The sequence below is a fragment of the Enterococcus sulfureus ATCC 49903 genome (assembly GCF_000407605.1).
Classification (GTDB): domain Bacteria; phylum Bacillota; class Bacilli; order Lactobacillales; family Enterococcaceae; genus Enterococcus_G; species Enterococcus_G sulfureus.
In genome coordinates this window covers 332,101-356,807 of the sequence record NZ_ASWO01000005.1, presented here as the reverse complement: position 1 = coordinate 356,807, position 24,707 = coordinate 332,101, and the positions used below count along the sequence as shown (strand labels likewise).

Annotated in this window: 22 protein-coding genes; 3 read left to right on the top strand and 19 right to left on the bottom strand. The window is 39.6% G+C overall.

What is annotated here, in order from left to right:
- Nucleotides 1–26 precede the first annotated feature (26 nt).
- The 4 genes from I573_RS07720 to I573_RS07705 all read right to left on the bottom strand — a co-directional run bounded on the left by I573_RS07720 (nt 27) and on the right by I573_RS07705 (nt 4,081).
- Nucleotides 27–2,141 carry a DNA internalization-related competence protein ComEC/Rec2 gene (locus I573_RS07720; RefSeq protein ID WP_245555076.1) on the bottom strand — a complete coding sequence of 705 codons (2,115 nt, stop codon included), beginning with the start codon at nt 2,139–2,141 and terminating at the stop codon, nt 27–29.
- Between the two features lie 106 nt (nt 2,142–2,247).
- Nucleotides 2,248–2,736 carry a ComE operon protein 2 gene (locus I573_RS07715; protein WP_016185580.1) on the bottom strand — a complete coding sequence of 163 codons (489 nt, stop codon included), beginning with the start codon at nt 2,734–2,736 and terminating at the stop codon, nt 2,248–2,250.
- A 31-nt stretch (nt 2,737–2,767) separates the two neighbouring features.
- Nucleotides 2,768–3,409 (bottom strand): ComEA family DNA-binding protein, encoded by a 642-nt coding sequence (locus I573_RS07710; protein WP_016185581.1) that lies wholly within the window; start codon nt 3,407–3,409, stop codon nt 2,768–2,770.
- Nucleotides 3,410–3,475: 66 nt separating this feature from the next.
- Complete coding sequence (locus I573_RS07705) at nt 3,476–4,081, bottom strand: HAD-IA family hydrolase (RefSeq protein ID WP_016185582.1); 606 nt, start codon at nt 4,079–4,081, stop codon at nt 3,476–3,478.
- Nucleotides 4,082–4,219: 138 nt separating this feature from the next.
- Between I573_RS07705 and I573_RS07700 the strand changes: the two genes are divergently transcribed.
- Nucleotides 4,220–4,819, top strand: coding sequence for a TVP38/TMEM64 family protein (locus I573_RS07700; protein WP_016185583.1), 600 nt, complete (start codon nt 4,220–4,222; stop codon nt 4,817–4,819).
- A gap of 36 nt (nt 4,820–4,855) precedes the next feature.
- Here I573_RS07700 and I573_RS07695 read toward each other — a convergent pair whose 3' ends face one another.
- The 5 genes from I573_RS07695 to I573_RS07675 all read right to left on the bottom strand — a co-directional run bounded on the left by I573_RS07695 (nt 4,856) and on the right by I573_RS07675 (nt 9,955).
- Nucleotides 4,856–6,205 (bottom strand): PFL family protein, encoded by a 1,350-nt coding sequence (locus I573_RS07695; protein ID WP_016185584.1) that lies wholly within the window; start codon nt 6,203–6,205, stop codon nt 4,856–4,858.
- A 23-nt stretch (nt 6,206–6,228) separates the two neighbouring features.
- Nucleotides 6,229–6,495 carry an ACT domain-containing protein gene (locus I573_RS07690; RefSeq protein WP_016185585.1) on the bottom strand — a complete coding sequence of 89 codons (267 nt, stop codon included), beginning with the start codon at nt 6,493–6,495 and terminating at the stop codon, nt 6,229–6,231.
- Nucleotides 6,496–6,611: 116 nt separating this feature from the next.
- Nucleotides 6,612–7,760 (bottom strand): aminotransferase class I/II-fold pyridoxal phosphate-dependent enzyme, encoded by a 1,149-nt coding sequence (locus I573_RS07685; protein WP_016185586.1) that lies wholly within the window; start codon nt 7,758–7,760, stop codon nt 6,612–6,614.
- 13 nt (nt 7,761–7,773) lie between these two features.
- A complete protein-coding gene (locus tag I573_RS07680) occupies nt 7,774–8,496 on the bottom strand; it encodes an amino acid ABC transporter ATP-binding protein (protein ID WP_016185587.1) in 723 nt (240 codons plus the stop codon).
- Nucleotides 8,489–9,955 (bottom strand): ABC transporter substrate-binding protein/permease, encoded by a 1,467-nt coding sequence (locus I573_RS07675; protein ID WP_016185588.1) that lies wholly within the window; start codon nt 9,953–9,955, stop codon nt 8,489–8,491. The genes I573_RS07680 and I573_RS07675 overlap by 8 nt, the downstream gene beginning before the upstream one ends.
- A 270-nt stretch (nt 9,956–10,225) precedes the next feature.
- On the opposite strand from I573_RS07675, the gene I573_RS07670 reads away from it, so the two are divergent.
- The gene (locus I573_RS07670) at nt 10,226–11,311 is read left to right on the top strand and encodes an iron-containing alcohol dehydrogenase family protein (protein WP_016185589.1); all 1,086 of its coding nucleotides are present in this window, start codon (nt 10,226–10,228) and stop codon (nt 11,309–11,311) included.
- Between the two features lie 33 nt (nt 11,312–11,344).
- Here I573_RS07670 and I573_RS07665 read toward each other — a convergent pair whose 3' ends face one another.
- Nucleotides 11,345–11,857: a cysteine hydrolase family protein gene (locus tag I573_RS07665; protein WP_016185590.1), complete on the bottom strand. Its 513-nt coding sequence runs from the start codon at nt 11,855–11,857 to the stop codon at nt 11,345–11,347.
- Nucleotides 11,858–11,984: 127 nt separating this feature from the next.
- On the opposite strand from I573_RS07665, the gene I573_RS07660 reads away from it, so the two are divergent.
- Nucleotides 11,985–12,824: a DNA/RNA non-specific endonuclease gene (locus I573_RS07660; protein WP_016185591.1), complete on the top strand. Its 840-nt coding sequence runs from the start codon at nt 11,985–11,987 to the stop codon at nt 12,822–12,824.
- 51 nt (nt 12,825–12,875) lie between these two features.
- On the opposite strand, the gene I573_RS07655 is transcribed toward I573_RS07660, so the two are convergent.
- The 9 genes from I573_RS07655 to pcrA all read right to left on the bottom strand — a co-directional run bounded on the left by I573_RS07655 (nt 12,876) and on the right by pcrA (nt 24,696).
- Nucleotides 12,876–13,517, bottom strand: a complete 642-nt coding sequence (locus I573_RS07655; protein ID WP_016185592.1) for a hypothetical protein — start codon at nt 13,515–13,517, stop codon at nt 12,876–12,878.
- Nucleotides 13,518–13,531: 14 nt separating this feature from the next.
- A complete protein-coding gene (locus I573_RS07650; protein ID WP_016185593.1) occupies nt 13,532–14,440 on the bottom strand; it encodes a GIY-YIG nuclease family protein in 909 nt (302 codons plus the stop codon).
- Nucleotides 14,441–14,614: 174 nt separating this feature from the next.
- Nucleotides 14,615–15,982, bottom strand: a complete 1,368-nt coding sequence (rlmD, locus tag I573_RS07645; RefSeq protein ID WP_016185594.1) for a 23S rRNA (uracil(1939)-C(5))-methyltransferase RlmD — start codon at nt 15,980–15,982, stop codon at nt 14,615–14,617.
- 102 nt (nt 15,983–16,084) lie between these two features.
- Entirely contained in the window at nt 16,085–17,107 is a 1,023-nt protein-coding gene (locus tag I573_RS07640; protein ID WP_016185595.1) for a diacylglycerol kinase, read from the bottom strand.
- A gap of 11 nt (nt 17,108–17,118) precedes the next feature.
- Entirely contained in the window at nt 17,119–18,549 is a 1,431-nt protein-coding gene (gatB, locus tag I573_RS07635) for an Asp-tRNA(Asn)/Glu-tRNA(Gln) amidotransferase subunit GatB (RefSeq protein WP_016185596.1), read from the bottom strand.
- Nucleotides 18,546–20,018 carry an Asp-tRNA(Asn)/Glu-tRNA(Gln) amidotransferase subunit GatA gene (gene gatA / locus I573_RS07630; protein WP_016185597.1) on the bottom strand — a complete coding sequence of 491 codons (1,473 nt, stop codon included), beginning with the start codon at nt 20,016–20,018 and terminating at the stop codon, nt 18,546–18,548. Before gatA ends, gatB begins: the two co-directional genes overlap by 4 nt.
- Complete coding sequence (gatC, locus tag I573_RS07625; protein WP_016185598.1) at nt 20,018–20,323, bottom strand: Asp-tRNA(Asn)/Glu-tRNA(Gln) amidotransferase subunit GatC; 306 nt, start codon at nt 20,321–20,323, stop codon at nt 20,018–20,020. Before gatC ends, gatA begins: the two co-directional genes overlap by 1 nt.
- A 93-nt stretch (nt 20,324–20,416) precedes the next feature.
- A complete protein-coding gene (ligA, locus tag I573_RS07620; RefSeq protein WP_016185599.1) occupies nt 20,417–22,435 on the bottom strand; it encodes an NAD-dependent DNA ligase LigA in 2,019 nt (672 codons plus the stop codon).
- An 11-nt stretch (nt 22,436–22,446) separates the two neighbouring features.
- Nucleotides 22,447–24,696 (bottom strand): DNA helicase PcrA, encoded by a 2,250-nt coding sequence (gene pcrA / locus I573_RS07615; RefSeq protein WP_016185600.1) that lies wholly within the window; start codon nt 24,694–24,696, stop codon nt 22,447–22,449.
- Nucleotides 24,697–24,707 lie beyond the last annotated feature (11 nt).

The window sequence follows — 24,707 nt, the reverse complement described above, 5'->3', positions numbered from 1 at the left end:
ATGTTATCACGGAATCTAAAGGATTTCTAGTCATCTAACCAATGAATTTGCTGGCTGATCGTTCTCCATTTTCGATATTGGATCATTCCTAGTTGATCGGTGCGTAAAATCTTGATATGTGCATCTTGTAAGGTATCAAGTGTTTCTTGATGGGGATGATGGTAGCGATTTTCTCGGCCTACCGATACGATTGCTTCTATTGGTTTGATTTTGTCTAAAAACAAAGGATCTGTTGCGGTTTTGCTTCCATGATGCCCAACTTTTAATACATCGACTAACAGATTAGGATATCGTTTGATTAGCTCAAGTTCACCAGACTTTTCTAAATCCCCTGTTAATAACACTCTTTTTCCGGCAACTGTCGTATACAATACAAGCGAATCATTATTTTCTCCCTTTCCTACATTTTTAGGTGCTAATACTTGTAAAGGCAGTTCTTTACCAATCAGTTGATTCACCGTTACGACCTGAAAGTTTTGCTTTGGAAACTGCTTGATCAACCGCTTGATATTCGAATGTGTTTGACTGCCTGACCCAAGATAGACCGTCTTTACCTGAAACTCCTTTAATATCTTTGCAGCATCACCCATATGATCCGTATCTCCATGTGTCAAAAACAATCCTGTAATCACATGGATTCCTTCTCCTTTTAAATATGGAATCAATGAATACTCTGCATTGGCTTTTTTGGTCTGCTGACGCCAATTATCCGTTTGAAATGGAAGTCTTCCACCAGTATCGATTAGATATACTTCCCGATTATATTGACTTTGAATCACAATCGAATCCCCTTGTCCAATATCTAAAAATGTGATTTTTTCGAATGGATGAACTAGAGTCACACCAAATGGAATCAGCACACAGCACACCACAAAATAACCATAATGTTTTGTCGTGATCGCCCATAGCATTCCTATCGTGCAACTGACGGCAACAAAAAAAGGAATCGTCCCCGCATGCCATTTTATCAATGGAATACATGCTATGATTTGACTGATCATGTGCATACTCAAGGTTAAGCTATTGGCCAAAATATGACTGATTGGTTCAACTCCTGCAATCAAAAAGACAAAGACTGCTCCAGGAAGTAAAATCAGTTCGAAATAAGGAACGAGTAGAAGCGTCCAAATCCCACTAGCAAGTGGCCAATCAAAAAAATGATACAGCAACATGGGAATACTAAGCAACGGAAACAACTGTGCCGTCCATAGTTTTTGTTTTATTGTATTCGTTTTCATTGGAATGAAAAGTAAAAAGAAGGAAAATAAAAAAGAAAGTTGTGCAGATAATTGCCATAACGTCTGAGGTTCAATGATCAAACAAAGCAGTAAAATAATTGCGTAGCGGTCTGTGCCACTTAGTTGAAGCGCAAACTCTCGGACACTCCAGTAAAGTAAATAGGCACAAACGGCTCGAAGAATACTGATCGATCCGCCGAATAAAGAGACTAACAAGAGACTAAACACAACAAAAAATGGCAATTGCCGAGTTGCCGTAAAGCCAGATCGCCGAAAGAAAAAATCTAACCAACCTAAAAAAAAGTACACATGCATCCCAGAGATACTGAACAGATGAAGCAGACCATTATTCGTAAATTGACTCAAACTTTCATAATATTCTGTTTGGCGGTAATTAAACAACAGTCCGTTTATCCATAAAGCAGCTGTATGAGGAAGATGTTTTTCTACATGAGCAATGGCTCGCATACGAAGATAATGCGAAAAAAGTGTCAAATAATGTAATTTATGCGTATGCTTCATATCGGTAATGATAACGACACCTTGATAATGCTCGCTCATTAAATAGCGTCGATAATCAAAACCATGTTGATTTGTTGCCGGAAGTGGGGTTGTAAATGTTCCAGTTGCCATAAATTCTACGTGTTTTTGCGAACGATTTTGCCAGTGTTGCTGTTCAGCTTTATTCTTGACACGATAACGAAATTTTGTTTTTTGCCTTGATAATTCGCCATCAAATGTCACTTGATCTCCAGATACTACGATCGTATCTGCATATACACGAACTAACCCTGTAACCGGTTGTTCTTGTATCAATGAAACGGTTGTCCATTGATTTCTTACGACGAAGATCGTCGTTAAGGCCATAGCAATCAGCAAGATATGCCATTGTCTACGATACACGGTAAGACTGAAAAAAAAGAGGGTGGTCATGAATGAAAAGATAGAAAAAGAGAGGAAGGTAAAATAAAATACAGTAGCTAGCCCTACAGGCAAGAAGAAGAAGTTTTTAAGCCTCATCTTCCTGACTTTCTGAAGGAATAAATGATAACTTTTCGAAGTACTGCGGATCTAATGTTACTTGATGGACTTTAGCGCCTACTTTTTCAATCAGCTCTAACGCATATGGATCATTTCGATAATTATTTAAATAGTGGATCGTCTTAATCCCAGCTTGTAAAATCGACTTAGTACATTGTAGACAAGGAAAATGTGTCACATAAATCTCTGCTCCGTTCGTCGATACACCTAATTTTGCACATTGCAATAAGGCATTCATTTCTGCATGAATCGTACGAATACAGTGATTGTCAACAACATAACATCCGTGATCAATACAATGATCATCCCCACTGACTGAACCGTTATACCCACCTGCAATAATTCGCTTGTCTTTCACTAGCGTTGCGCCTACTTCTAAACGCGTGCACGTACTTCGTAACGATAATAAAGAAGCCTGTGCCATAAAGTATTGATCCCAAGGAATTCGTTTCGTCATTTTGCCCCTCCTTTCTAGACATTTGTCTACTTTATTCTATTGTAATCGAGTCTTTCAATTTTTCAACTGTCTTTTCACCAAATCCATCGACTTCTTTTAATTCTTCGACCGTTTTAAATGGCCCATGCTGCGTACGATACGCAACGATTGCCTGTGCTTTTTTCTCACCGATACCGTTTAATGTCATCAAGGTCATTTCATCTGCTGTATTTAAATTGACCTTCTTTGAATCACGTTCACTATTCGTTGCGCTTGTTTGATTCGACCATGTATCTGGTGTTTGTTCCCCTGTTGTTGGCACATAGATGACGGCTTGGTCGACGACTTTTTGTGCTAGATTGATCGCACGCTGTTCAGCTTCTTTTGTCATCCCTCCAGCCAATTGGATCACTTGTTGTGTCCGTGCTCCAGGTGCCACTTGATACACGCCAGGCTTGACTACTGCACCTTTGACATCGACAAAAAGAAACGACGTACTTTCAGCCGTTGATTCACTTGTTGAAGTTATCGTCTCTTCTTGTAATTGTTGTGGTACAGGTGAAGATTGCTTCATATAGAGTATGAATGACACAAGTGCTAGAGCGCTAACCATACTTACGATCAATAAGGTCCAGCTGATATGGTCTTTGATCCATTTGCTTACACGTTTAAAAATCGATTCTTCTATAGGCATCCTATTTCCTCCTTATAGATACCTACGCAAAAAAACTAATTCATCAAAAGACAAACTAGTTTTTTCTTAGTCTATATCCAGTAAATGCGTGACATTTTGAGTAGCGGAAACATCTTCTAACAAGTGATCTTGATCAAAGAATACGGTATTGATCCCTGCAGCTTTTCCAGCATCGATATCCATAAAACGATCTCCAATCATGACTGCTTGAGATGTTTCCATTTTGTAGGTATCGATTAAATACAAGAGCGAATCTGGTGCAGGTTTTCTTGGAAATGGTCGTTCTGATCCAATGATTTCCACGAAATAGTCGGTTAACTCATATGTTGCTAACAGTTCATTTGTTCCCGGTGTATCCCGATGAGTCAAAATATAATTTTTTCCACCTTCTGCGATCACTCTTTCTAAAATCGCTTTTGCACCCTCAAATGGCACTGGTTCACGTGTATCTTTGGCTTCAAATGATTTGAATACTCGTGTAAATTCAGCGAAATCTAATCCATATTTCTCCGCAATTGCTTTTGATGATTTTGATTTCAATAAGTAATAAATTTCTTTTTCGTCTGCTTGAATCTGATACGTGTTTAACGTGTCCATAAATCCTTTTAAAATAATCGGATATGTATCAAACAGTGTGCCATCAAAATCCCAAATATAATGTGTATACTTCATAATCACCCTACCTTTTTAGTTCTGTTTTATTGTAGCCGAAACCGTTAAAAAAAACAAATCCACCACTTTAGACTTTCTATCACCCAAGTTATCGTTTAAAATAGATAGATAAGACTTAGATTGGAGTTTAGACAATTCATGAAAACAGGTTGGAAAAAATGGTTGCACCTCTTTTTACAAATTTTACCGTTAATAGGAGTACTTTCTCTAATCGGTGTCGTAGCATACGGAATCCATTTAGGCATCTTCCATTCCACAAAAACATTACAGACTTTCATCGAACAATTTGGCCATTTAGGCATTTTATTTTTCATTATCTTAGAAATCGTCCAAGTGATTGTACCGATTTTACCTGGAGGAATCTCGACTGTAGCAGGCATGTTGCTCTTTGGGACATTTCATGGGTTGGTCTATAGCTATATCGGGCTAGTGATTGGTGAAATCATCGCTTATTTTTTAGTCAAACATTATGGACATGCCTTTGTTAAAATGGTCTTATCGAAAAAAGCTTATGAACGTTTTGAAGCTTCAATTGAAAAACATCATAAAAACATCAAGCGATTTATGATGTTGACCTTTTTGATCCCTTTTGCCCCCGACGATATCGCTTGTTTTATCGCGGGAATCAGTCGTATGAATTTTAAAGAATACCTCTTGATTATTTTAACGTTAAAACCGATCTCGATTGCAATCTATGGATTTATTTTGCTTCATTTTGTCAATCTCTTTATTTTCTAAAAAAAGCAGCTTGTCGTATAGACAGGCTGCTTTTTGTTAATTTTTAAATGAATGGATCGGTGCTGGGATTCGACCACCACGCGTGATAAAGTCACTTGATTGTGCGGGATTGGTTTTCATGACAGGAGCTGTTCCTAATAAGCCACCAAATTCTACCATATCTCCGACTTTTGTATCTTTAGCTGGAATCAAACGTACCGCAGTCGTTTTATGATTGATCACTCCGATGGCCGCTTCGTCTGCAATCATCGCCGCAATCGTTGTTGCACTTGTTTCACCAGGGATCGCGATCATATCAAGACCTACTGAACAAATCGCTGTCATCGCTTCTAGTTTTTCAAGATTTAATAATCCATTTTGGACTGCTTTGATCATCCCTGCATCTTCAGAAACTGGGATAAATGCGCCCGATAAACCACCGACATGGTTACATGCCATGACGCCGCCTTTTTTCACTGCGTCATTTAACAAGGCAAGGGCCGCTGTTGTCCCATGTGTGCCCACAGACTCTAGTCCCATTTCTTCTAGGATCAAAGCCACGCTATCGCCTACAGCAGGAGTTGGCGCTAGGGATAGATCCACGATCCCAAAGGGTACATTCAAGCGCTCAGAAGCGACACGACCAACGAGTTGGCCCATTCGAGTAATTTTAAATGCTGTCTGTTTAACCGTTTCGGCAACCACGTCAAACGATTGTCCTTTGACTTTTTCTAACGCGCGTTTGACCACACCAGGACCACTAACCCCCACATTGATCACACAATCGGCTTCTCCAACACCATGGAATGCCCCCGCCATAAAGGGATTGTCTTCAACTGCATTGGCAAACACGACTAATTTCGCACAGCCCATATCGGATGTATCGGCGGTTTCCTTAACGATCTCGCCCATCAATTTGACCGCATCCATATTGATTCCCGCTTTAGTCGAGCCAATATTGACCGATGAACACACAAAATCCGTTTGTGCTAACGCTTCTGGAATCGATTGGATCAACGGAAGATCGCCTGCTTGGTAGCCTTTTTCGACTAATGCACTGTATCCACCAATAAAATTGACTCCGACTGCTTTGGCTGCACGATCTAGTGCTTTGGCAAACTTCACACATTCCGTTTTATCGACATGACTTGCCGCAGCAATCAACGCGATCGGTGTCACTGAGATTCGTTTATTGATAATTGGGATTCCATATTCCGTTTCAATCGCTTCACCAACTGCTACTAAATCCTTGGCTTTTGTGGTAATTTTCTGATAAATCTTTTCACACGCGACATCCACATCTGCATCGATACAGTCCAATAAAGAAATTCCCATTGTAATCGTTCGGATATCTAGATTTTCTTCTTCGACCATACGAATCGTTTCTAATATTTGATTGCTTTCCATGATTCTCTCCTGTCTACACCTGATTATAATTTATGCATTGCATCAAAGATCGCTTCGTTTTGGATCGTGATCTTGACACCTAACGTTTCGCCACATGTATCTAAGGCTTGACGAAGGACTTCATAATCTACATCTTCTGGTACTTCTAGCATCATCATCATCGTAAAAAAATCTTGCATGATCGTCTGCGTCATGTCTACGATGTTTAAATTCAATTCAGCTAATTGTGTACTCACACCAGCTACGATCCCCACTTTATCTTGTCCAATTACAGTTAATACTGCTCTCATTGGTGTTCCCCCTTTAATATTTTTCTCATTATAGCATAGCCTTTCTTATGTAACCGTATTTCTCATAAAAAAAATCTAAAAAAAAGAAGCGAATCTTCGCTTCTTTCTTCAATGGATCAAACACACTGATCGATACGATCAAATGCTTCTTTTAATTGTTCGATATCTTGTGTCACTGCAATCCGAATATGTGTCGTGGGTTTCGTCTCACTAAACGCATCTCCTGGAATCACTAAGACTTTGGCTTCTTCTAATAAGACTTTCGTAAATTCTAGTGCATTCATCTTGGTTTTTTTCACATTGATGTAGGCATACATCGTCCCTTTGACTGGATTCATCTCAAGTCTTGGGTGTTGCGCGACCCGAGATTCAACATAAGCTAAACGCTCTTTAAAGATCTTGACCACACTTGGTATGATCTCTTCTGCATGCTCTAAAGCATAGATCGCCCCTTGTTGAGACAAAGCATTAGCTGAATACGAAATATTTTCGTTCAAATAACGCGCGACATCATTGACGAAAACTGGTGAGATCATATAACCAATACGCCATCCGGTCATCGCAAAAGCTTTTGAAAAACCACTAAATGTGATCGTATGCTCAGGTGCAAATGTCGCCATTGGATAAAATGGTTGATCAAACGAGAACGCTTCGTAGATTTCATCGGATAAAATAAACAGATCATGTTGAATCGCAAGATCTGCGATCGCTTGACACGTCGCTTCACTAAATACCGCTCCAGTTGGATTATTCGGATTATTGAGAATGATCGCTTTGGTTTTTGGGGTGATGGCCTGTGCTAAAATTTCAGGATCTAATTGGAACCCGTCTTTTTCATACGTTGGCACGATCACAGGAACACCTTCTGCTAATTCGACCTGATCTTTATACGGTGAAAAGTAAGGTTCATGAATGATCACTTCGTCACCTGGATCTAAAATCGCCATCAACGCTAGGTATAACCCATGGGAAACACCTACTGTCGCACGCACCTGATTTTTATCGACAGGCATTTGATACGTTCGCTGATAAAAATCAGCGACCGCTTGGCGAAATTCTTCACTTCCATCAGAAAGTGTATAGTGCGTATGTCCTTCTTTTGCTGCATTCATTGCATACTCAATGATTGCAGCCTCTGTATTCAAATCAGGATCGCCAATCGATAAATCGATCAGACCACTTGTTTGCTTGGCTAAGATCCCAATATCCATCAATAAATTTTCATCTGGTGTTTGAAACCGTTTGGCTACTCTTGTTTGATCCATAGTTAACTTCCTTTTATAACACTTTATTTAAGAAACTTTGCGTACGTGGGTTTTCAGGATTCGTAAAGATTTGTTCTGGTGTTCCTTCTTCTTGGATCACCCCTTCATCCATAAAGATCACACGGTCGGCCACTTCACGAGCAAATCCCATTTCATGTGTCACGACAACCATTGTCATCCCATTATTGGCTAACCCTTGCATTACAGCTAATACTTCCCCGACCATCTCAGGATCAAGTGCTGATGTGGGTTCATCAAACAACATGACATCAGGATTCATCGCCAATGCACGGGCAATGGCTACACGTTGTTGCTGTCCACCAGAAAGACTTGATGGGTAGGCTTGGCTTTTATCTTTCAATCCTACAAGATCAAGTAAACGTTCCGCTTCAGCTTTTGCTTTAGCATCGGCTTCTTTTTTGACTTTGACTGGACTGATCGTAATATTTTCTAAAACCGTTTTATGTGGGAATAAATTGAAACTTTGGAATACCATCCCCATTTTTTGACGCAATTGGTCGATATTGACCCCTTTATCTAAAAGGTTGGTTCCTTCAAAAATGATCTTCCCATCAGTTGGGGTTTCAAGTAAGTTTAAACAACGTAAAAACGTACTTTTCCCACTTCCTGAAGGGCCGATGATCACGACAACTTCACCAGCTTCGATTGTCATATCGATTCCTTTTAAGACTTCATTTTTGCCAAATGTTTTGTGTAAATTTTCAATATTAAGCATCTGTATTCATTCTCCTTTCAGCAACACCTAGTAAACGAGATAACGTAAAGGTCATCACAAAGTAAATCAACGATACGATCAAGTAAGGTAAGAATGGTTTGAAACTTGCGCCTTGAACGTTTCCGGCTTGGAAGATCAACTCGGATACCCCAATAACAGATACGATAGAAGATTCTTTGATTACGGTTACGAACTCATTTCCTAAAGCAGGTAAAATATTTTTGATCGCTTGTGGGAAAATAATAAATTGCATCGCTTGACGTTGGTTCATCCCTAGAGAACGAGCTGCTTCCATTTGTCCTTTGTTAACAGCATTGATCCCCGCCCGGATGATCTCAGCCACATACGCTCCACTGTTTAAGGCTAAGGCAATACACCCTGCCGCAACTTTTGATAATTCGATTCCGATGATGCCAGAACCAAAGTACACGATAAAGATTTGAACCAATAAAGGTGTTCCTCTAACATATTCGATGTAGGCTGTTGCGATCCAACGTACCACACGAACTTTTCCAAGTTTCATTAATGCTAAGATCCCACCGACGATCGCACCAAACACGACCCCAATCACGGCTAAGAATAATGTATATCCCGCACCACTTACATAGTATTTATAATATTTTTGGAAGAAGTTTTGATCTTTTTGGAACATCAATTCATTGGCTTCTTTTTTGTATTTATCCATCAATTTTTGATCTTTGACTTCTTTGATCGATTTATTGACTGCCGCTTTTAGTTCCGGCGCATTTTTTGGCATCGCGATGGCAGTTTCTTTATGATCATCCGCAAAAGCCACATTGGCAAATGCTAATGAATCATCACGTTGCACATAAGCTTCGGCAATTGGACCTTCTAACACAGCTGCATCGACTTTATTGTTTGTTAAGTTCAAGACGATATCTGGAACTTTTTGTAACGATACGACATTTGACCCTTTTAATTCTGATTTTGCTAGTGCTTCTTGTGTCGTTTGTTTTTGTGCACCGACTTTTACGCCATCAAAATCATTGACTGATTTAAATTTATTTAGATCATCTTTACGTACGATGATTTTTTGAGTTGTTTCTAAGTATGGATCTGAAAAGTCGACTTCTTTTAGACGTTCTTCAGTTGGTGACATTCCTGAGATGATCAAATCGATTTTTCCAGTTTTTAGCGCACCTAGTAAGGCATCAAAACCTAGTTCTTCGATTTTTAATTTTACACCCATATCATCCGCGATTTTTTGAGCAAGTGAAATATCAAATCCGACGATTGTATCTTCGCCATCGACTTGCGCGTGGAATTCATACGGAGCATAATCCGCAGATAATCCAACGACGACTTCCCCTTTTTTCTTGATCGCATCAAATGTTGGATCACTTTCTTGTGCATGCACACTCATACTTGGTAAGGCAACACCCAACATGAGTAAACATGCGAATACGACCATCAACCAATTTTTATTTTTTCCTTTCATAAAAAAACCCCTTTGATTTGAAATGTATAAAAATTCATAAAATAATGACTCGCTTATCATAACATGTTATTAGTAGTTTGAAAAGTATATTTTTGTATAATATTTGTTTTTTATTCTATTTTTTCTTATATTATTCAATATTCATTCATTTTTTTGCTTTTTTATTTTTCTATTTTGTATTTTTTCGATTTTTTATGCTTTTTTAAGATTATCTATTGTATCCTTATGCAATATCTTTTACACTATAGAGGACTAAAGGAGTGTGAAATCATGACCCATTCATTGATCGTTCGCGGTGCCCCACAAGAATATGTTTGCCAAGATGGCGCATGGGCGACTTTACCCGAACACTTAATCAAACGAAACTTGCATAAACTTTTATTTATTCACGGAACACGTTCTCTAAAGGCTGCGACGAAGTATTTGCCCGATCTAACCTCATTTGATTTAGTAAATGTTCACTATGGCGGTGAATGTTGCGATGAAAAAGTCGCAGAATTACGCACACGCTTTGTACAAGAAAACTGTGAGGCGATCTTAGCTGTTGGAGGCGGAAAAATCGCTGATCTTGCCAAACAAATCGGACATCAACTTCAAGTACCTGTTCTTATCTTGCCTACACTTGCTGCAACGTGCGCCGCCTATACACCTCTAAGCGTGATGTACAATCAAGATGGCTCGATGGATCGTTACGATATTTTTCCTGAAGCGATCGCATTGACTTTGATCGAGCCAAGTGTACTACTAGAATCGCCAATCGACTATATGATCGCAGGAATTGGCGATACGTTAGCAAAATGGTATGAAGGCGATGCGATTATTCACCAATTAGCTACTGTTCCGGTCGAAGTCCAAGTAGCTCATTTTGCAGCCAAAAAATGCCAGGAAAATCTATTGGCCTATGGAACAAAGGCAATCGATGCGATGAAAAAAGGCGAGCTGACAACTGAATTTATCACTGTTGTTGAAACCAATATCTTACTCGCAGGGATGGTCGGTGGATTTGGTGATGAATACGGCCGAACTGCTGCGGCACATTCGATCCATGATGCATTGACGATTTTACCACAAAGTCATCATCAGCTACATGGTAACAAGGTCGCTTACGGAATCCTTGTCCAGTTGATGTTAGAACACAATCCTACTGAGATCAAGGCACTCCTACCCTTCTATCAAAAAATGAACCTTCCAATGTCACTACACGATATGGATATGGTGTTGACGCAAAAAGAATACCAGGCTGTAGCAAAGCGTGCCACGATCGCAGAAGAAAGTATTCACTTATTAGCTGAAGAAATGACAGCTGAAAAAGTGATCACAGCGATGCAAGAACTAGAAACGATGATGCAAGCGTAAAATGAGGATCCCTAAAAAAGGGATCCTCATTTTTTAGTTGATATCGATTTGACAACTCTTCATCGCTTCAAGTGCACGAGTGTGTGCTTGTGGTGTAACCCCCGCACATGCTTTTTCATGTACGATGATCGGCACTTCTGGTAAAAAAGCTTTGAGCAATAACGCATTTGAAATGACACAAATATCCGTACACACACCGATCAAATGAATCGCATCAAGTGTTTCTTGTATCGACAGTTTTACTAATTCCTGTGCAAGCTTCGTACTCCCAAACGTGGGTTTATTGAAAATCACGGCGTCTTCTAGGGGCAATGTACTTTCAATCTCCCAACCTTCACTACCTTCTAAACAATGCAAAACTGGCAATTTTTGGCCTTCTTGCGTCAATAAATAGTCGACTTGATGCGTATCACGAGTAAAAAAGACAGGTCCTTCAAATCGTTCGATCATTTCTCTCACCACTGGCACGATCGCTTGGGCTTCTTTAGTTCCTAAACTTCCCGTAATAAAATCATTTTGCATATCGACCACTACAAGTACTTCCATTAAAATGACCCCCTTTTTTCTTTAGTGTACTATGTCCACTTGACTTAGACAATTGGAATCTCCTTTAGACAAACCTTGCAAAACATGTTATTTTTATTAAGTTGAACAAATATAAAGGGGAAATCAGATGAAAAATAACAAAAAACTCATTAGTATTGGAGTTTCGGTCCTTGTCTTATTAGGTGCAGGGATTTTTGGAAGAGAAGAGTTACTTGATCTCTTACCACAAAACCAAGAGGTCACACAACAAGCTCCATCAAGCCAAACATCTTCAAATGGCCTACAAGATCCAAGTACGTTTTATCAAAACAATAGCGCGCAGATCAATACCTTAGCGCAAATGGACTTTAAAAGTGGCGACAATGCGATCTATCAAGTCGATGGCGGAAAATCGACGCTCGATCCTGATGCGTGGTCGACGAATAAAGTCATCTATGGCGATTTAGATTCACTAAATCGCACGACGTTTGTGACGGCCTTTATCGATCAAAAAAACTTAGGTAAGTCAGAAGGACGTGACCAACAAGTCTTTAAACCGACTGGCTGGCATCAAAAAAAGGTCGGCAATGACTATATCTATAACCGTGGTCACTTACTTGCCTATACCTCTAGTTTTAATCTAGATATCGATGGCAATTATAAACAAGGCGAAACGGGTAGTATCGACAATCCGAAAAACTTAGCGACCCAATCGGCTTTTTCTAACCAAATCTTACAAACGCATTATGAGAAACTCGTTCGCGATGCTCAAAAGATCAAAGACAATAAAGTGACCTATGAGATCATCACGGTCTTTCGTGATCAAGAGTTGATGCCAAGAGGTTACTGGTTACAAGCTGTGGATACCAATAAGACGTTAAATTTCAATGTCTATCTATTTAATGTCCAACCAGACGTGCAATTCAATTATCAAGACGGTACAAGTAAAATCGACCGTAGTTTTAAAGCAGAATATTCCTTTGAATAAAGACAACTCCATCCTACCTTTTGTGAAGCGGGATGGAGTTGTTTTTTTATTCTAACTCATCTCTTTAGCATTAAATAACTGTAGTAACTGTTCAAAATTATAGGGATAGTGATTATTTCCAGAATAGTTAAGTGGAGCGATATCGTTACTATAATAGATTTTAAGCTCCCATTGTGTACCATCTAAGATCTCATAGCCAAATTTCCGTAAAGAATAACTTTTATTCCATTCTTCTACATGTATGTTATTAAATTCAGCTAAAAAGCTTACCTTCGTATACGGTCGATTCAGTTTGTCCAATAAATGAATCATTTCTTTAGAATCGAAATATTCTTTATATACAGAAAAATCATCTGAAAAATCTGCGACATAATGCGGATACCCCGCAAAAAAACCACCTATCGTCAATACAATTTTTGAAACATTTTGTAAATTACGTTCAAACATATCGATTGCCTGTTCTTTGTTCGACATCGGATAGTCCCCTATTTTTTGGCTATACACTTGTTTAGCTAGAACCAATTGTTTACGTAAACTCTCGATATCTTCAATCTTTTCTGCTGCTGATTCATTATAGTCTGGATGCTCTAGTTGATTTTTCAATCGTCCTATTCTTTGCTTCAAACCACGAATACGAGAATAGAGTTCAGTCGGAGCATCATTTTCAAAAGTATGTTTGTCTAAATTATCCACATTATTATATACTCCTAATCTGTCATTTGATTCAACCGATGTATCACTTTGTCTAATGTTTCATTTTGCTCTGTCTTCCATTCCGTCCATGCATTAGCCGCACGTCCTACGACAATATTCGAAGTAGGATTGGGATTTGAAAAGATGATGTCTGTATTCAAAACAAAATCGTTAATCTTGTCTGCATACTGAGCTCTTAATTTTTTTGAATATTGACCACTCGAGTTATCCGAAAAACTTTTGCCTAATACGGAGCCCGCAAGTAACACAAATTCATTTGGACTAATCCACTTCATTCGAGCATCCCCACCATTTTTTGTTCGATAATAAAATGTATACTGAGCAATACTAGGATTCCATGTTCGAGGATTTGTAGTACACTCCGTTTTGATAACTGTCGTAACTGTGGGCAGTTCTGACTTATTCTTCTTCATAAAGACAGTAATCCCAATCACTTCTAATAACAATAATGCTTCTTGCATAAACTGATCATTTGCAGCTCGATCAAATTCAGAAATATATCCATTTTGATTCCCACCGTTTTTATTATCCATATCCGCAGTTTGATTTTTTAAAGCTAATTTAATAAATTCTACTTCTAAATATTGTACGTCCGTTGCACGTAAAGACTTATCAGTTTTAGTAAGGAAAATCACTCGATCCCACCAGTCTTTTTTTCTATCATGCGTGGTTAAACGTGCTTTTATACTACTGTGTGACTGACCAATATACACCTGAGATTCTGATAATAAAAAATAAATACCCGCATTGTCGACTTCTGGTCGTTTCAATAATTGGGCAAAATTTTCTCTAGGAGCCGATACTAAAATCCCTGATCCCCATCCAGCAGGTTCTTGAATGGTTAAAATTCCATTTAACGTTCCATCAGCTAAATACAATTGAATTGCTTTTGCGATTGCCATTTTTACACCACACTATCTTTTCACTGTTATTCTTAAATCTAGTTTACCATGCTTTATCTCGATTAGTTTATTTTCTATGTTATTTTCATATCGTTTTTGCGATAATATTTGCATTGATCATTGCAACATAAATAAAAAAACAGTTCTAGATTTCTCTAGAACTGCTTCACACTCTTATTTCTTCACCAATACACTGACACATTCCACATGATGCGTTTGTGGGAATAGATCGACTGGTTGGATCGTTTTGACTTTGTAGCCTTTATCAGCAAATAACGCGATATCGCGTGCCATTGTTGCTGGATTACATGAGATGTAGACCACTTTTTCTGGTTTCATTTGAACTGTAGACTCGATAAAGTTTGCTTCTAATCCTTTACGTGGAGGATCAACAAACACAACGTTTGCTTGGATGCCTTCACGGGCGAATTGTTGCATCACTTTTTCTGCTTTTCCAGCTAAATATGTCGCATTTTCAATCCCATTGATCTCTGCATTGGTACGTGCATCTTCAACAGCCTCTTCAACAACTTCCATTCCATAGACGTGGTGGACTTTATCTGCTAAAGATAAACCGATCGTGCCGATTCCAGAATAGGCATCGATTACGGTATCTGTCTCTTTTAAGCCTGCTGCATTGATAGCGTAGTTATACAATTCTTCTGCTTGTACCGTATTGATTTGGTAGAATGAACGTGCTGAGATACGGTACGTTTTGCCTAATAATTGATCTTCGATATATGGTTTGCCAAATAAGACACGGTTGACTGGTCCTAAAATGACGTTTGTTTTTTCTTCATTGACATTTTGAACAATCGATACGACTTTTGGTAAAGCTTTAGTGATCGCTGCACAAATTTTATCGGCTTGGAAGAATTTTGTTTTCTTTATGACTAAGACGATCATCATCTCTTCGCTATAATGACCACGACGTACGACGATATGACGCAAGAATCCTTCATGCGCTTCTTCATTATACGCTTTTACACCAAAACCTTGTAAAATATCACGGACCGTTACGATCGCTTCATCGATTTCTTTTTCTTGGATGAAAAAGTCTTCCATCGGTACTAATGTGTGGCTATGTTTACGGTAAAAACCAGTCGTCAACTCGCCTTGAATACGTTGAACAGGGATTTGTGCTTTATTGCGGTACCCAAAAGGCTCATCCATCCCAATCGTTGGCAAGACCGTTACATCAGGCATTTTTGCAACTTTACGCATCACATTTTCAACTTGTTCTTGTTTAAAGACTAATTGTGAAGGGTAATCTAGGTGACTTAACGGTGCAATCCCCGTACGTAATAGATCTTCATTGATCTCTTCGTTACGGTGTGCACTTTTTTCGATATAATGCATCACTTTCGCAAAACCAAATTTTGGTCCTACTTTTAATACTTTGATCTCAACGACTTCACCTGGTAATGCGTTGTCGACAAATAATAAATAGCCATCGACTTTGGCAATTCCCATGCCTTCATGTGATAGATCGGTGATCGTTACTTCTACTTCTTGATTCTTTACTACTGGGTATGTTTTCATCTTGTTCTCCTTTTATTAAACCTCAAGTCATTCTAGCGGTTTTTATACGGTTAAGCAAGTAAAAAAGGCAAGATGAGTGAATTCTCACTCAACTTACCTCATTTATCCGATTTTGCCATCGCCATCGATGTCTTCATCGTTTAGTTTTTCCACTTCTTTAATGAAACTACGTCCAATCGAGGTCAATTCCTCTTCGCCGATCACTGCGCCATCTGGCATCGCATCGAGATCTGCAAAAAATTCGATATGATTATGCAGATTCTCAAATACCATCGGCGCATCTCCTCCATACTCCCCATCAAGATTGATCATCAAACGATGATTTTCTGATGGAACCGACACTTCAAGTTTTGACGTCTTCGTATAGATGATGCGACGATCTTTGATATGTTTTCCGCCATTTAACATCAATGAAGCCAAATGAACGATTTCAAAGACATTCGCTGTTTTGACGATGATCAATGAGAATTTCCCATCGTCTAACTTCGCATCCGGCGCGATTTTTTCAAATCCGCCGACTGAATTGGTCAATCCTAAAAAGAACATCGACGCATTGCCATCGTATTCACCATCATCATATTTAAAGTGCATTTTGATTGGTTTGATCCGAGGAAGCAATTCCGCACCTTTGGCTAGATAGGCTAAGTAGCCAAAGACACTTTTTAATTCTGAAGGCACATCATACGTTAATTCTGTCAGATGACCACCGGCTGCGATATTGATAAAATATTGCTCCGGTGTTTTTCCAATATCCATCTTAACTGTCTGATTTTTTAATACGACTTCTGCCGCAGCTTTTGGATTATCTCTAGGGATCCGTAGTGCACGTGCATAGTCATTGGTCGTTCCACCAGGAATGATCGCCATCTTCGGACGCGTCTCAAGTGGTGCGATCCCATTGACGACTTCATTGATCGTCCCGTCGCCACCGGCTGCGACGATCAGCTCAAATCCAGCTAATGCGGCACGTCTGGCTTCATCTTTTGCTGAATTTGGTTGTGGTGTCGTCGCATAGGCACTGGCTTCGTAGCCGGCTTGTTCTAAAGCATCTAAAATGTCGGCTAAACTACGCTTCATCGTTTCTTTTCCAGAAGTTGGATTATAGATTACTCGCGCTTTTTTCATGTTCAGACCTTCTATCTTTTCGCCAATTCTTGTTGCAACAATTGATTCACAACACCAGGATTGGCTTTTCCGCGTGAAGCTTTCATGATTTGACCGACTAGGAAGCCGACCGCACGATCTTTTCCGTTTTTAAAGTCTTCGATCGATTGGGCATTTTGATCCAATACTTCATTGATCATTGGCAATAATTGCGCTGGATCAGACAATTGAACTAAACCTTTTGCTTCTACGACTTCTTTAGCATCGCCACCATTTGTAATCAATTCACGGAACACTTTTTTCGCGATTTTTGAACTGATCGTTCCATCGGCGATCAAGTTGATCATGCCTGCAAGATTGCTTGGTGTCAATTTCGTTTCCGCAAGTGCTAGTTTTTCACTATTTAAGTAAGCGGACACTTCACCCATCAACCAGTTTGATACTTGTTTCGCATCTGCATCATGCGCTAGTGTTTCTTCAAAGAAATCAGACATTTCTTTTGTTTGCGTCAAGACCATCGCATCGTATTCTGGAAGATCAAGTTCAGATAAATAACGTGCACGACGTGATTGTGGTAATTCTGGTAAGCTTTGACGTACGTGTTCGATCCATTCATCATCGATCACAAAACGTGGTAGATCTGGCTCTGGGAAATAACGGTAGTCAGATGAACCTTCTTTGACACGCATCAACAACGTTTTATTCGTTGTTTCATCAAAACGTCTTGTTTCTTGTTGGATCTCGCCACCTGATAATAAGACTTTCGCTTGACGTTTTTCTTCAAAGGCTAATCCTTTTTTGACAAATGTCATCGAATTCAAGTTTTTCAATTCAGCTTTTGTTCCGAATTTTTCTTGACCATAAGGACGTAATGAGATATTGGCATCACAACGCATTGAGCCTTCTTCCATTTTCACATCAGATACTTCAGTAAATTGGATGATCGAACGCAATGCTTCTAAATACGCATACGCTTCTTCAGGTGAACGCATATCTGCTTCAGATACGATCTCGATCAGTGGAGTTCCTTGACGGTTTAAGTCCACGTGAGAGTATCCCCCGATTCCGTGCATATTTTTCCCAGCATCTTCTTCTAAATGTACACGTTCGATACGGATTTTTTTCTTTTTGCCTTCAACTTCGATCTCGATCCAGCCATCGTGTCCGATCGGTTGATCAAATTGAGAGATTTGGTAGGCTTTTGGATTATCTGGATAGAAATAGTTTTTACGGTCGAAATGCGTTTCTTTCGAGATTTCACAGTTTAACGCTAACGCTGCACGCATCCCAAATTCTAACGCTTGTTTATTCATCACCGGTAACACACCTGGGTAGCCCCAGTCCACGATATTCGTATTCGTATTTGGCTCTGCCCCAAAGTGTGCCGGTGCTGGTGAAAAGATTTTTGAATTGGTTTTTAACTCAACGTGGACCTCTAGTCCGATAATTGTTTCGAAGTTCATGCGTTTGTCCCTCCTAAAATCGCAGGTTGTTGTAAATGAAACTCAGTTGCTTGTTCAAACGCATACGCTGCTTGATACATCGTTGCTTCATCAAAATGTTTTCCAATCAATTGTAAGCCGACTGGTAATCCATTTGATAAGCCAGCAGGAATCGACATCCCTGGAAGACCAGCTAAGTTTACTGGGATCGTTAATAGATCAGCTAAGTACATTGCTAGTGGATTATTGATATTTTCACCAATTCCAAAGGCAACAGTTGGCGCTGCTGGTCCAATGATCATGTCATAGTCTTCAAATACTTTGTCAAAGTCTTGTTTGATCAATGTACGGACTTGCCCTGCTTTTTTAAAGTAAGCATCATAATATCCGGCACTTAGTGAGAATGTTCCCAACATGATCCGGCGTTTGACTTCATCGCCAAATCCTTCACTTCTTGAATTGACATATACATCATCTAACGTTGACACATTTTCAGAGCGGAAACCATAACGAATTCCATCGAAACGTTGTAAGTTTGAGCTTGCTTCTGAAGAGGCAATGATGTAATACACCGCTACACCATATTTTGAATGAGGTAAGCTGACTTCTTCAACCGTTGCGCCTAATTTACGATACGTATCTGCTGCTTTTAAGATTGCTTCTTTAACGCCAGCATCGATTCCTTCGCCTAAATATTCTTTAGGTAAGGCGATCTTCATGCCTTTTACGCCTTGATCTAATTTTTCAGTAAAATCAGGAACCAAACGTCCAGCAGATGTTGCATCTTTTGCATCATAGCCACTGATAGCATTTAATACTAAGGCATTGTCTTTTACTGTGCGTGTCAATGGTCCGATTTGGTCTAATGAAGACGCAAAAGCAATTAAACCAAAACGAGAGATACGGCCATATGTTGGTTTCATCCCTACGATTCCGTTGAATGCAGCTGGTTGGCGGATCGAACCACCCGTATCTGAACCTAGAGAAGCTGGGATTTGACCTGCGGCTACTGCTGCTGCTGAACCACCTGAAGAGCCACCAGGAACTTTTGTTTGAGCCCACGCATTTTTTGTTTGTTTAAAGTGAGAATTTTCGGTACTTCCACCCATCGCAAATTCATCCATATTTAATTTTCCAACTGGAATCATATCGGCTTGATAGACTTTTTCCATCACCGTTGCATCATAGATCGGATCAAAATTATATAACATTTTTGAAGCCGCAGTCGTACGCAAATCTTTTGTGACGATATTGTCTTTGATCCCGATTGGAATACCAGCTAAGGCATTTTCTGGTGTAATGCCTTTTAGATCTAATGCTTTCGCCATTTCTAAAGCTTTTTCTTCATTTAATGCTAAAAAAGCATCGATTGTTGGTTCTGTTTCTTTGATACGGTCAAAAAAAGCTTTCGTCACATCGACTGCTGTTACTTCTTTTGAGACTAATAATGCATGTAATTCTTCGATTGTTTTTGTATATAATTTTTCCATTATGCTCCGGCCTCCCCATTGTCTAAAATCGCAGGCACTTTGATAAATCCATTTTCAGATTCTGGTACATTGCGTAATAATTCTTTGCGATCCCAGCCTGGAGCAGCATGATCTTCACGTAATACATTGATTGAATCGACTACATGAGAAGTAAATGGAACACCTGTTGTATCCACTTCTTCTAATGTTTCTACCATTTCAATAATTTTATCCAATTGTGCCGTAAATTCATGCAGTTCTTCGTCTGCAAATGAAAGTTTCGCCAATTTGGCTACATGTTTGACTTGTTCTTCTGTAATTGCCATAAAATCCTCCTCTTCGAAATTTCTACTTTGTATTGTATCATTTTATCTGACATCTTGAAATAAAAATCAGTTGTTTTTCCTATCCACTCAAGATTATTCTTGCGATTTATCTAGTTCTTCTACCATCTGCGCTTCGTTCCAAATCAAAACACCCAGATTTTGTGCTTTGGTTTGTTTACTTCCAGCATCTTCGCCTGCCACCACAAGATCGGTTTTTTTCGACACACTTCCCGTCACTTTTCCACCTAAGCTTTCGATCTTAGCCTTGGCTTCTTCTCTTGTATAATGAGTCAGTTTCCCAGTTAAGACGACCGTTTTTCCTTGGAAGTACGAGTCGACTTCTGCGAGATCACTTGCTTTCTTTCCTAAATAGGCTGTATTGACGCCTACTTCACGAAATTCATTGGCCAATTCGCGTACTTCAGGTGTGGCAAAATACGTCACGACACTATCGGCAATCGTCTGACCAATCGAATGGATCGCTAGAATATCTTCTTCTTTTACAGTAAAGAAGCGTTCTAATGTCTCAAATTCTTCTGCCAATAAACGTGCCGCTTTAGCTCCCACATGACGGATCCCTAAACCAAACAATAAACGTTCTAGTGAATTTTGTTTGCTTGCTTCGATTGCAGATAGGATATTATCCGCTGATTTTTCTTTGATCTTATCCAGTTCGATCAATTGTTCTTTCGTCAATTTATACAGATCAGCTGTATCGTTGACCAATGCACGATCAAATAATTGTGCAATCACTCTAGGACCTACACCATCGATATTCATCGCTTGTCTAGAGACAAAATGGGCCAATCCTTCTTTTAATTGCGCGGGACATTTTGGATTGATACAGCGCAACGCGACTTCTTCTTCTAGATGCACAAGCTCACTGTCACATGCCGGACAATGTGTCGGTAACACGTACGCTACGCTGTCTTTTGGACGCGCATCAAGTACCACATGAGAAACTTCTGGAATAATATCGCCGGCTTTATAGATCACGACTTGATCATATAATCGGATATCTTTTAATTCAATATAATCGCCATTGTGTAAACTGGCGCGCGCAACGGTTGTTCCTGCTACTTTTACTGGCGTCATAACAGCTGTTGGCGTTAATACTCCAGTGCGACCGATCGTCCAATCGATATCTTCGATCGTTGTCACCGCTTCTTCAGGCGGAAATTTATATGCTGTGGCCCAACGTGGTGCTTTTACGGTAAAGCCTAAGCTGTTTTGCGCTGCAAATTCATTGACTTTGACCACGATCCCATCGATTTCATAAGGCAATTCACTGCGTTTGTCATGAAAATCTTCGATAAATGACCAAACCTCTTCGATCGAGTGGCACACATGGTGTTCCGGATTAATGCGAAAGCCTAATTCACCTAAATGGACTAAGGCTTCTTCTTGCGTGGTAACTTGTAAGGGACCAAAATCGGCTAACGTGTATAAAAAGGTACTCAAATTACGACTTGCTGTGATTTTAGAATCCAATTGACGCAAACTTCCTGCTGCAGCATTTCTTGGATTGGCAAAGGTTTCCAGACCCTCTTCTTCCCGTTTTTGATTCAATGCTAAAAAAGAAGCTTTAGGCATATAACATTCTCCACGTACTTCAAGATCGATTTCTTGTGGTAAACGCAGCGGTACCGATTGAACGGTTTTAATATTCTCGGTAATATTCTCACCAACTGTTCCATCTCCACGCGTCGCAGCACGTACTAAACGCCCCGCTTCATACGTCAATGAGATCGACAAACCATCGATTTTTAATTCACAGACATATTTTGGCTCGTATCCTAAAGTTTTTTGTACACGTTGATCAAATGCAAACAATTCTTCTTTAGTAAACACATCTGAAAGAGAATATAACGGAATCTCATGAATCGCTTTTTCAAAGCCTGGTAAGATGATGCCCCCAACGCGTGCTGTCGGTGAATCTTCGGTTTGATATTGCGGATAGCTAGCTTCTAATTCTTCTAGTTCTCGATATAACGCATCATATGTCGCATCGTCGACTAATGGTTGATCTTTTACATAATACGCCATTCCATATTTCGTCAGTTCAGCTTGTAAATACGCAATGCGATCGATAATTTCTTGAGTCGCTTCCATCTTATTTCCTCCTAAGCTCGTGTGATTGGTGCAAAGGCTGCGAGTAATCGTTTCACCCCTTGTTGCGGAAAGGCAATATCTAATTCTAAATCGCTACCTGAACCATTGACACGGACGACTGTCCCCTTGCCCCATTTTTTATGGGCGACATGATCTCCTGGTTGCCAACTTTCTTGTTGCGCACCGCTTTGTTGCTTACTTGATACTCCAGATTTTGTTGGTTGTTGATACGTACTTGCCGCACGTGGCATCGGACGGTTTTGAACGATCGTTGGTCGCTGACTGGATTTAGGTGAAGCGACATTACGGCCGATCACTTCTAGCAAGTTCTCATCGATTTCGTCAATAAAACGAGACGGTTTATTGTATTGCGTGCGACCGTAAAGGGTACGAGAAAAAGCATTTAATAAATACAAGCGACGTTCTGCTCGCGTGATTCCTACATAGGCTAAACGACGTTCTTCTTCTAATTCACTTTCTTCTTGTAATGCACGTGAAAGTGGGAAGACATTTTCTTCCATCCCCACTAAAAAGACGACTGGAAACTCTAATCCTTTGGCTGCATGAAGGGTCATCAACGTTACTTGTGCGACTTCTTCTTCATATGAATCTAAATCAGATACCAAAGCCAGATCATTTAAAAATAGCGACAATTTACTTTCTGTTTCGTCATTTTCTTGTCGTGCATACTGACGATCAAATTCCTTTGTCACACTTAGAAACTCTTCTAAGTTTTCGATTCTAGCTTGCGCTTCAATCGTTTTTTGAGCTTTTAATTCCTCTAGATAGTGCGTGCGTTTCAAGACTTCTTCTGTTAAATCCGTCACTGTCAAAAATGGGATCATTTGACTTAGATCGAGCATCATTTGCCCAAAATTGCCAAGCTCACGTCCAGCTTTACCACCGATACCAGATAGATCGATATTGTACACCGCTTCTAGTAGTGACCATTCATGCATCTCAGCAAAGTCACGTAATTTTTCAACAGATCCTGGTCCTACACCACGCTTTGGTACGTTGATGATCCGTTCTAAACTCAAGGAATCACTTGGATTAGCTAAAGCACTTAGATAAGCTAAGATGTCGCGAATTTCTTTGCGGGCATAGAACTTTTGGCCCCCGATCATTTTATACGGGATATTGGCTTTTAAAAGCGATTCTTCGACGATCCGTGATTGCGCATTGGTGCGATACAACACAGCAAAATCTTGATACGTATGGGTGCGTTCACGAATGGCTTTTGTGATTTCAGAAACTACAAATCGCCCTTCATCACGTTCGCTTTCGCCACGATAATAAAAAATTTTTTCACCAGACGTTTGTTCCGTCCATAATTTTTTCGCACGACGATTTCGATTGTTTTCAATCACTTGATTGGCCGCTTCTAAAATCGTTTGAGTCGAACGGTAGTTTTGCTCTAATAAAATAACCTTGGCATCGGGATAGTCTTTTTCAAAATCCAAGATATTTTGCATATCGGCACCGCGCCAACCATAGATACTTTGATCGGCATCGCCGACTACACAAAGATTTTTAAATCGTGCTGCCAATAGTTTCACTAAGGTATACTGCGCATGGTTGGTATCTTGATATTCATCCACATGGATATATTGGAATTTACGTTGGTAAAAGGCTAATACATCAGGATGTTTTACAAATAATTCGATTGTATTCATGATTAAATCATCAAAGTCCATACACTGATTGGCTACTAATTCTTTTTGATAGCGCGTATAGCACGTCGCCACTTGTTCTTCATAATAATTTCCCGTTAATTTTTCATAGTCTTCTGGACTTTGTAAATTATTTTTCGCATTTGAGATCGTACCTAATAAACTTCTTGGGTCATATTTTTTCGGATCTAAGTTCAAGTCTTTTAACACGCGTTTGATCAAAGACAACTGCTCTGAAGGATCTAAAATCGTAAAGTTACGCGTATATCCTAACGCTTCGACATCTCTTCTTAAAATACGGACACACATCGAGTGAAACGTCGATACCCAAATATCTTCTGATCCATAGTCTAATAGTTTTTGGATCCGTTCGCGCATTTCTTTTGCGGCTTTATTGGTAAACGTGATCGCTAGAATATTCCAGGGATTCACCTCTCGCTCTTCGATTAAATACGCAACACGGTGTGTTAAAACTCGTGTTTTTCCACTTCCAGCACCTGCCATTAGTAGTAGCGGGCCTTCTGTTGTTTCCACAGCGCGTTTTTGCTGCTCATTCATACCTTGTAATAATGTCTGTTTGGATGACATCTCTCAACATC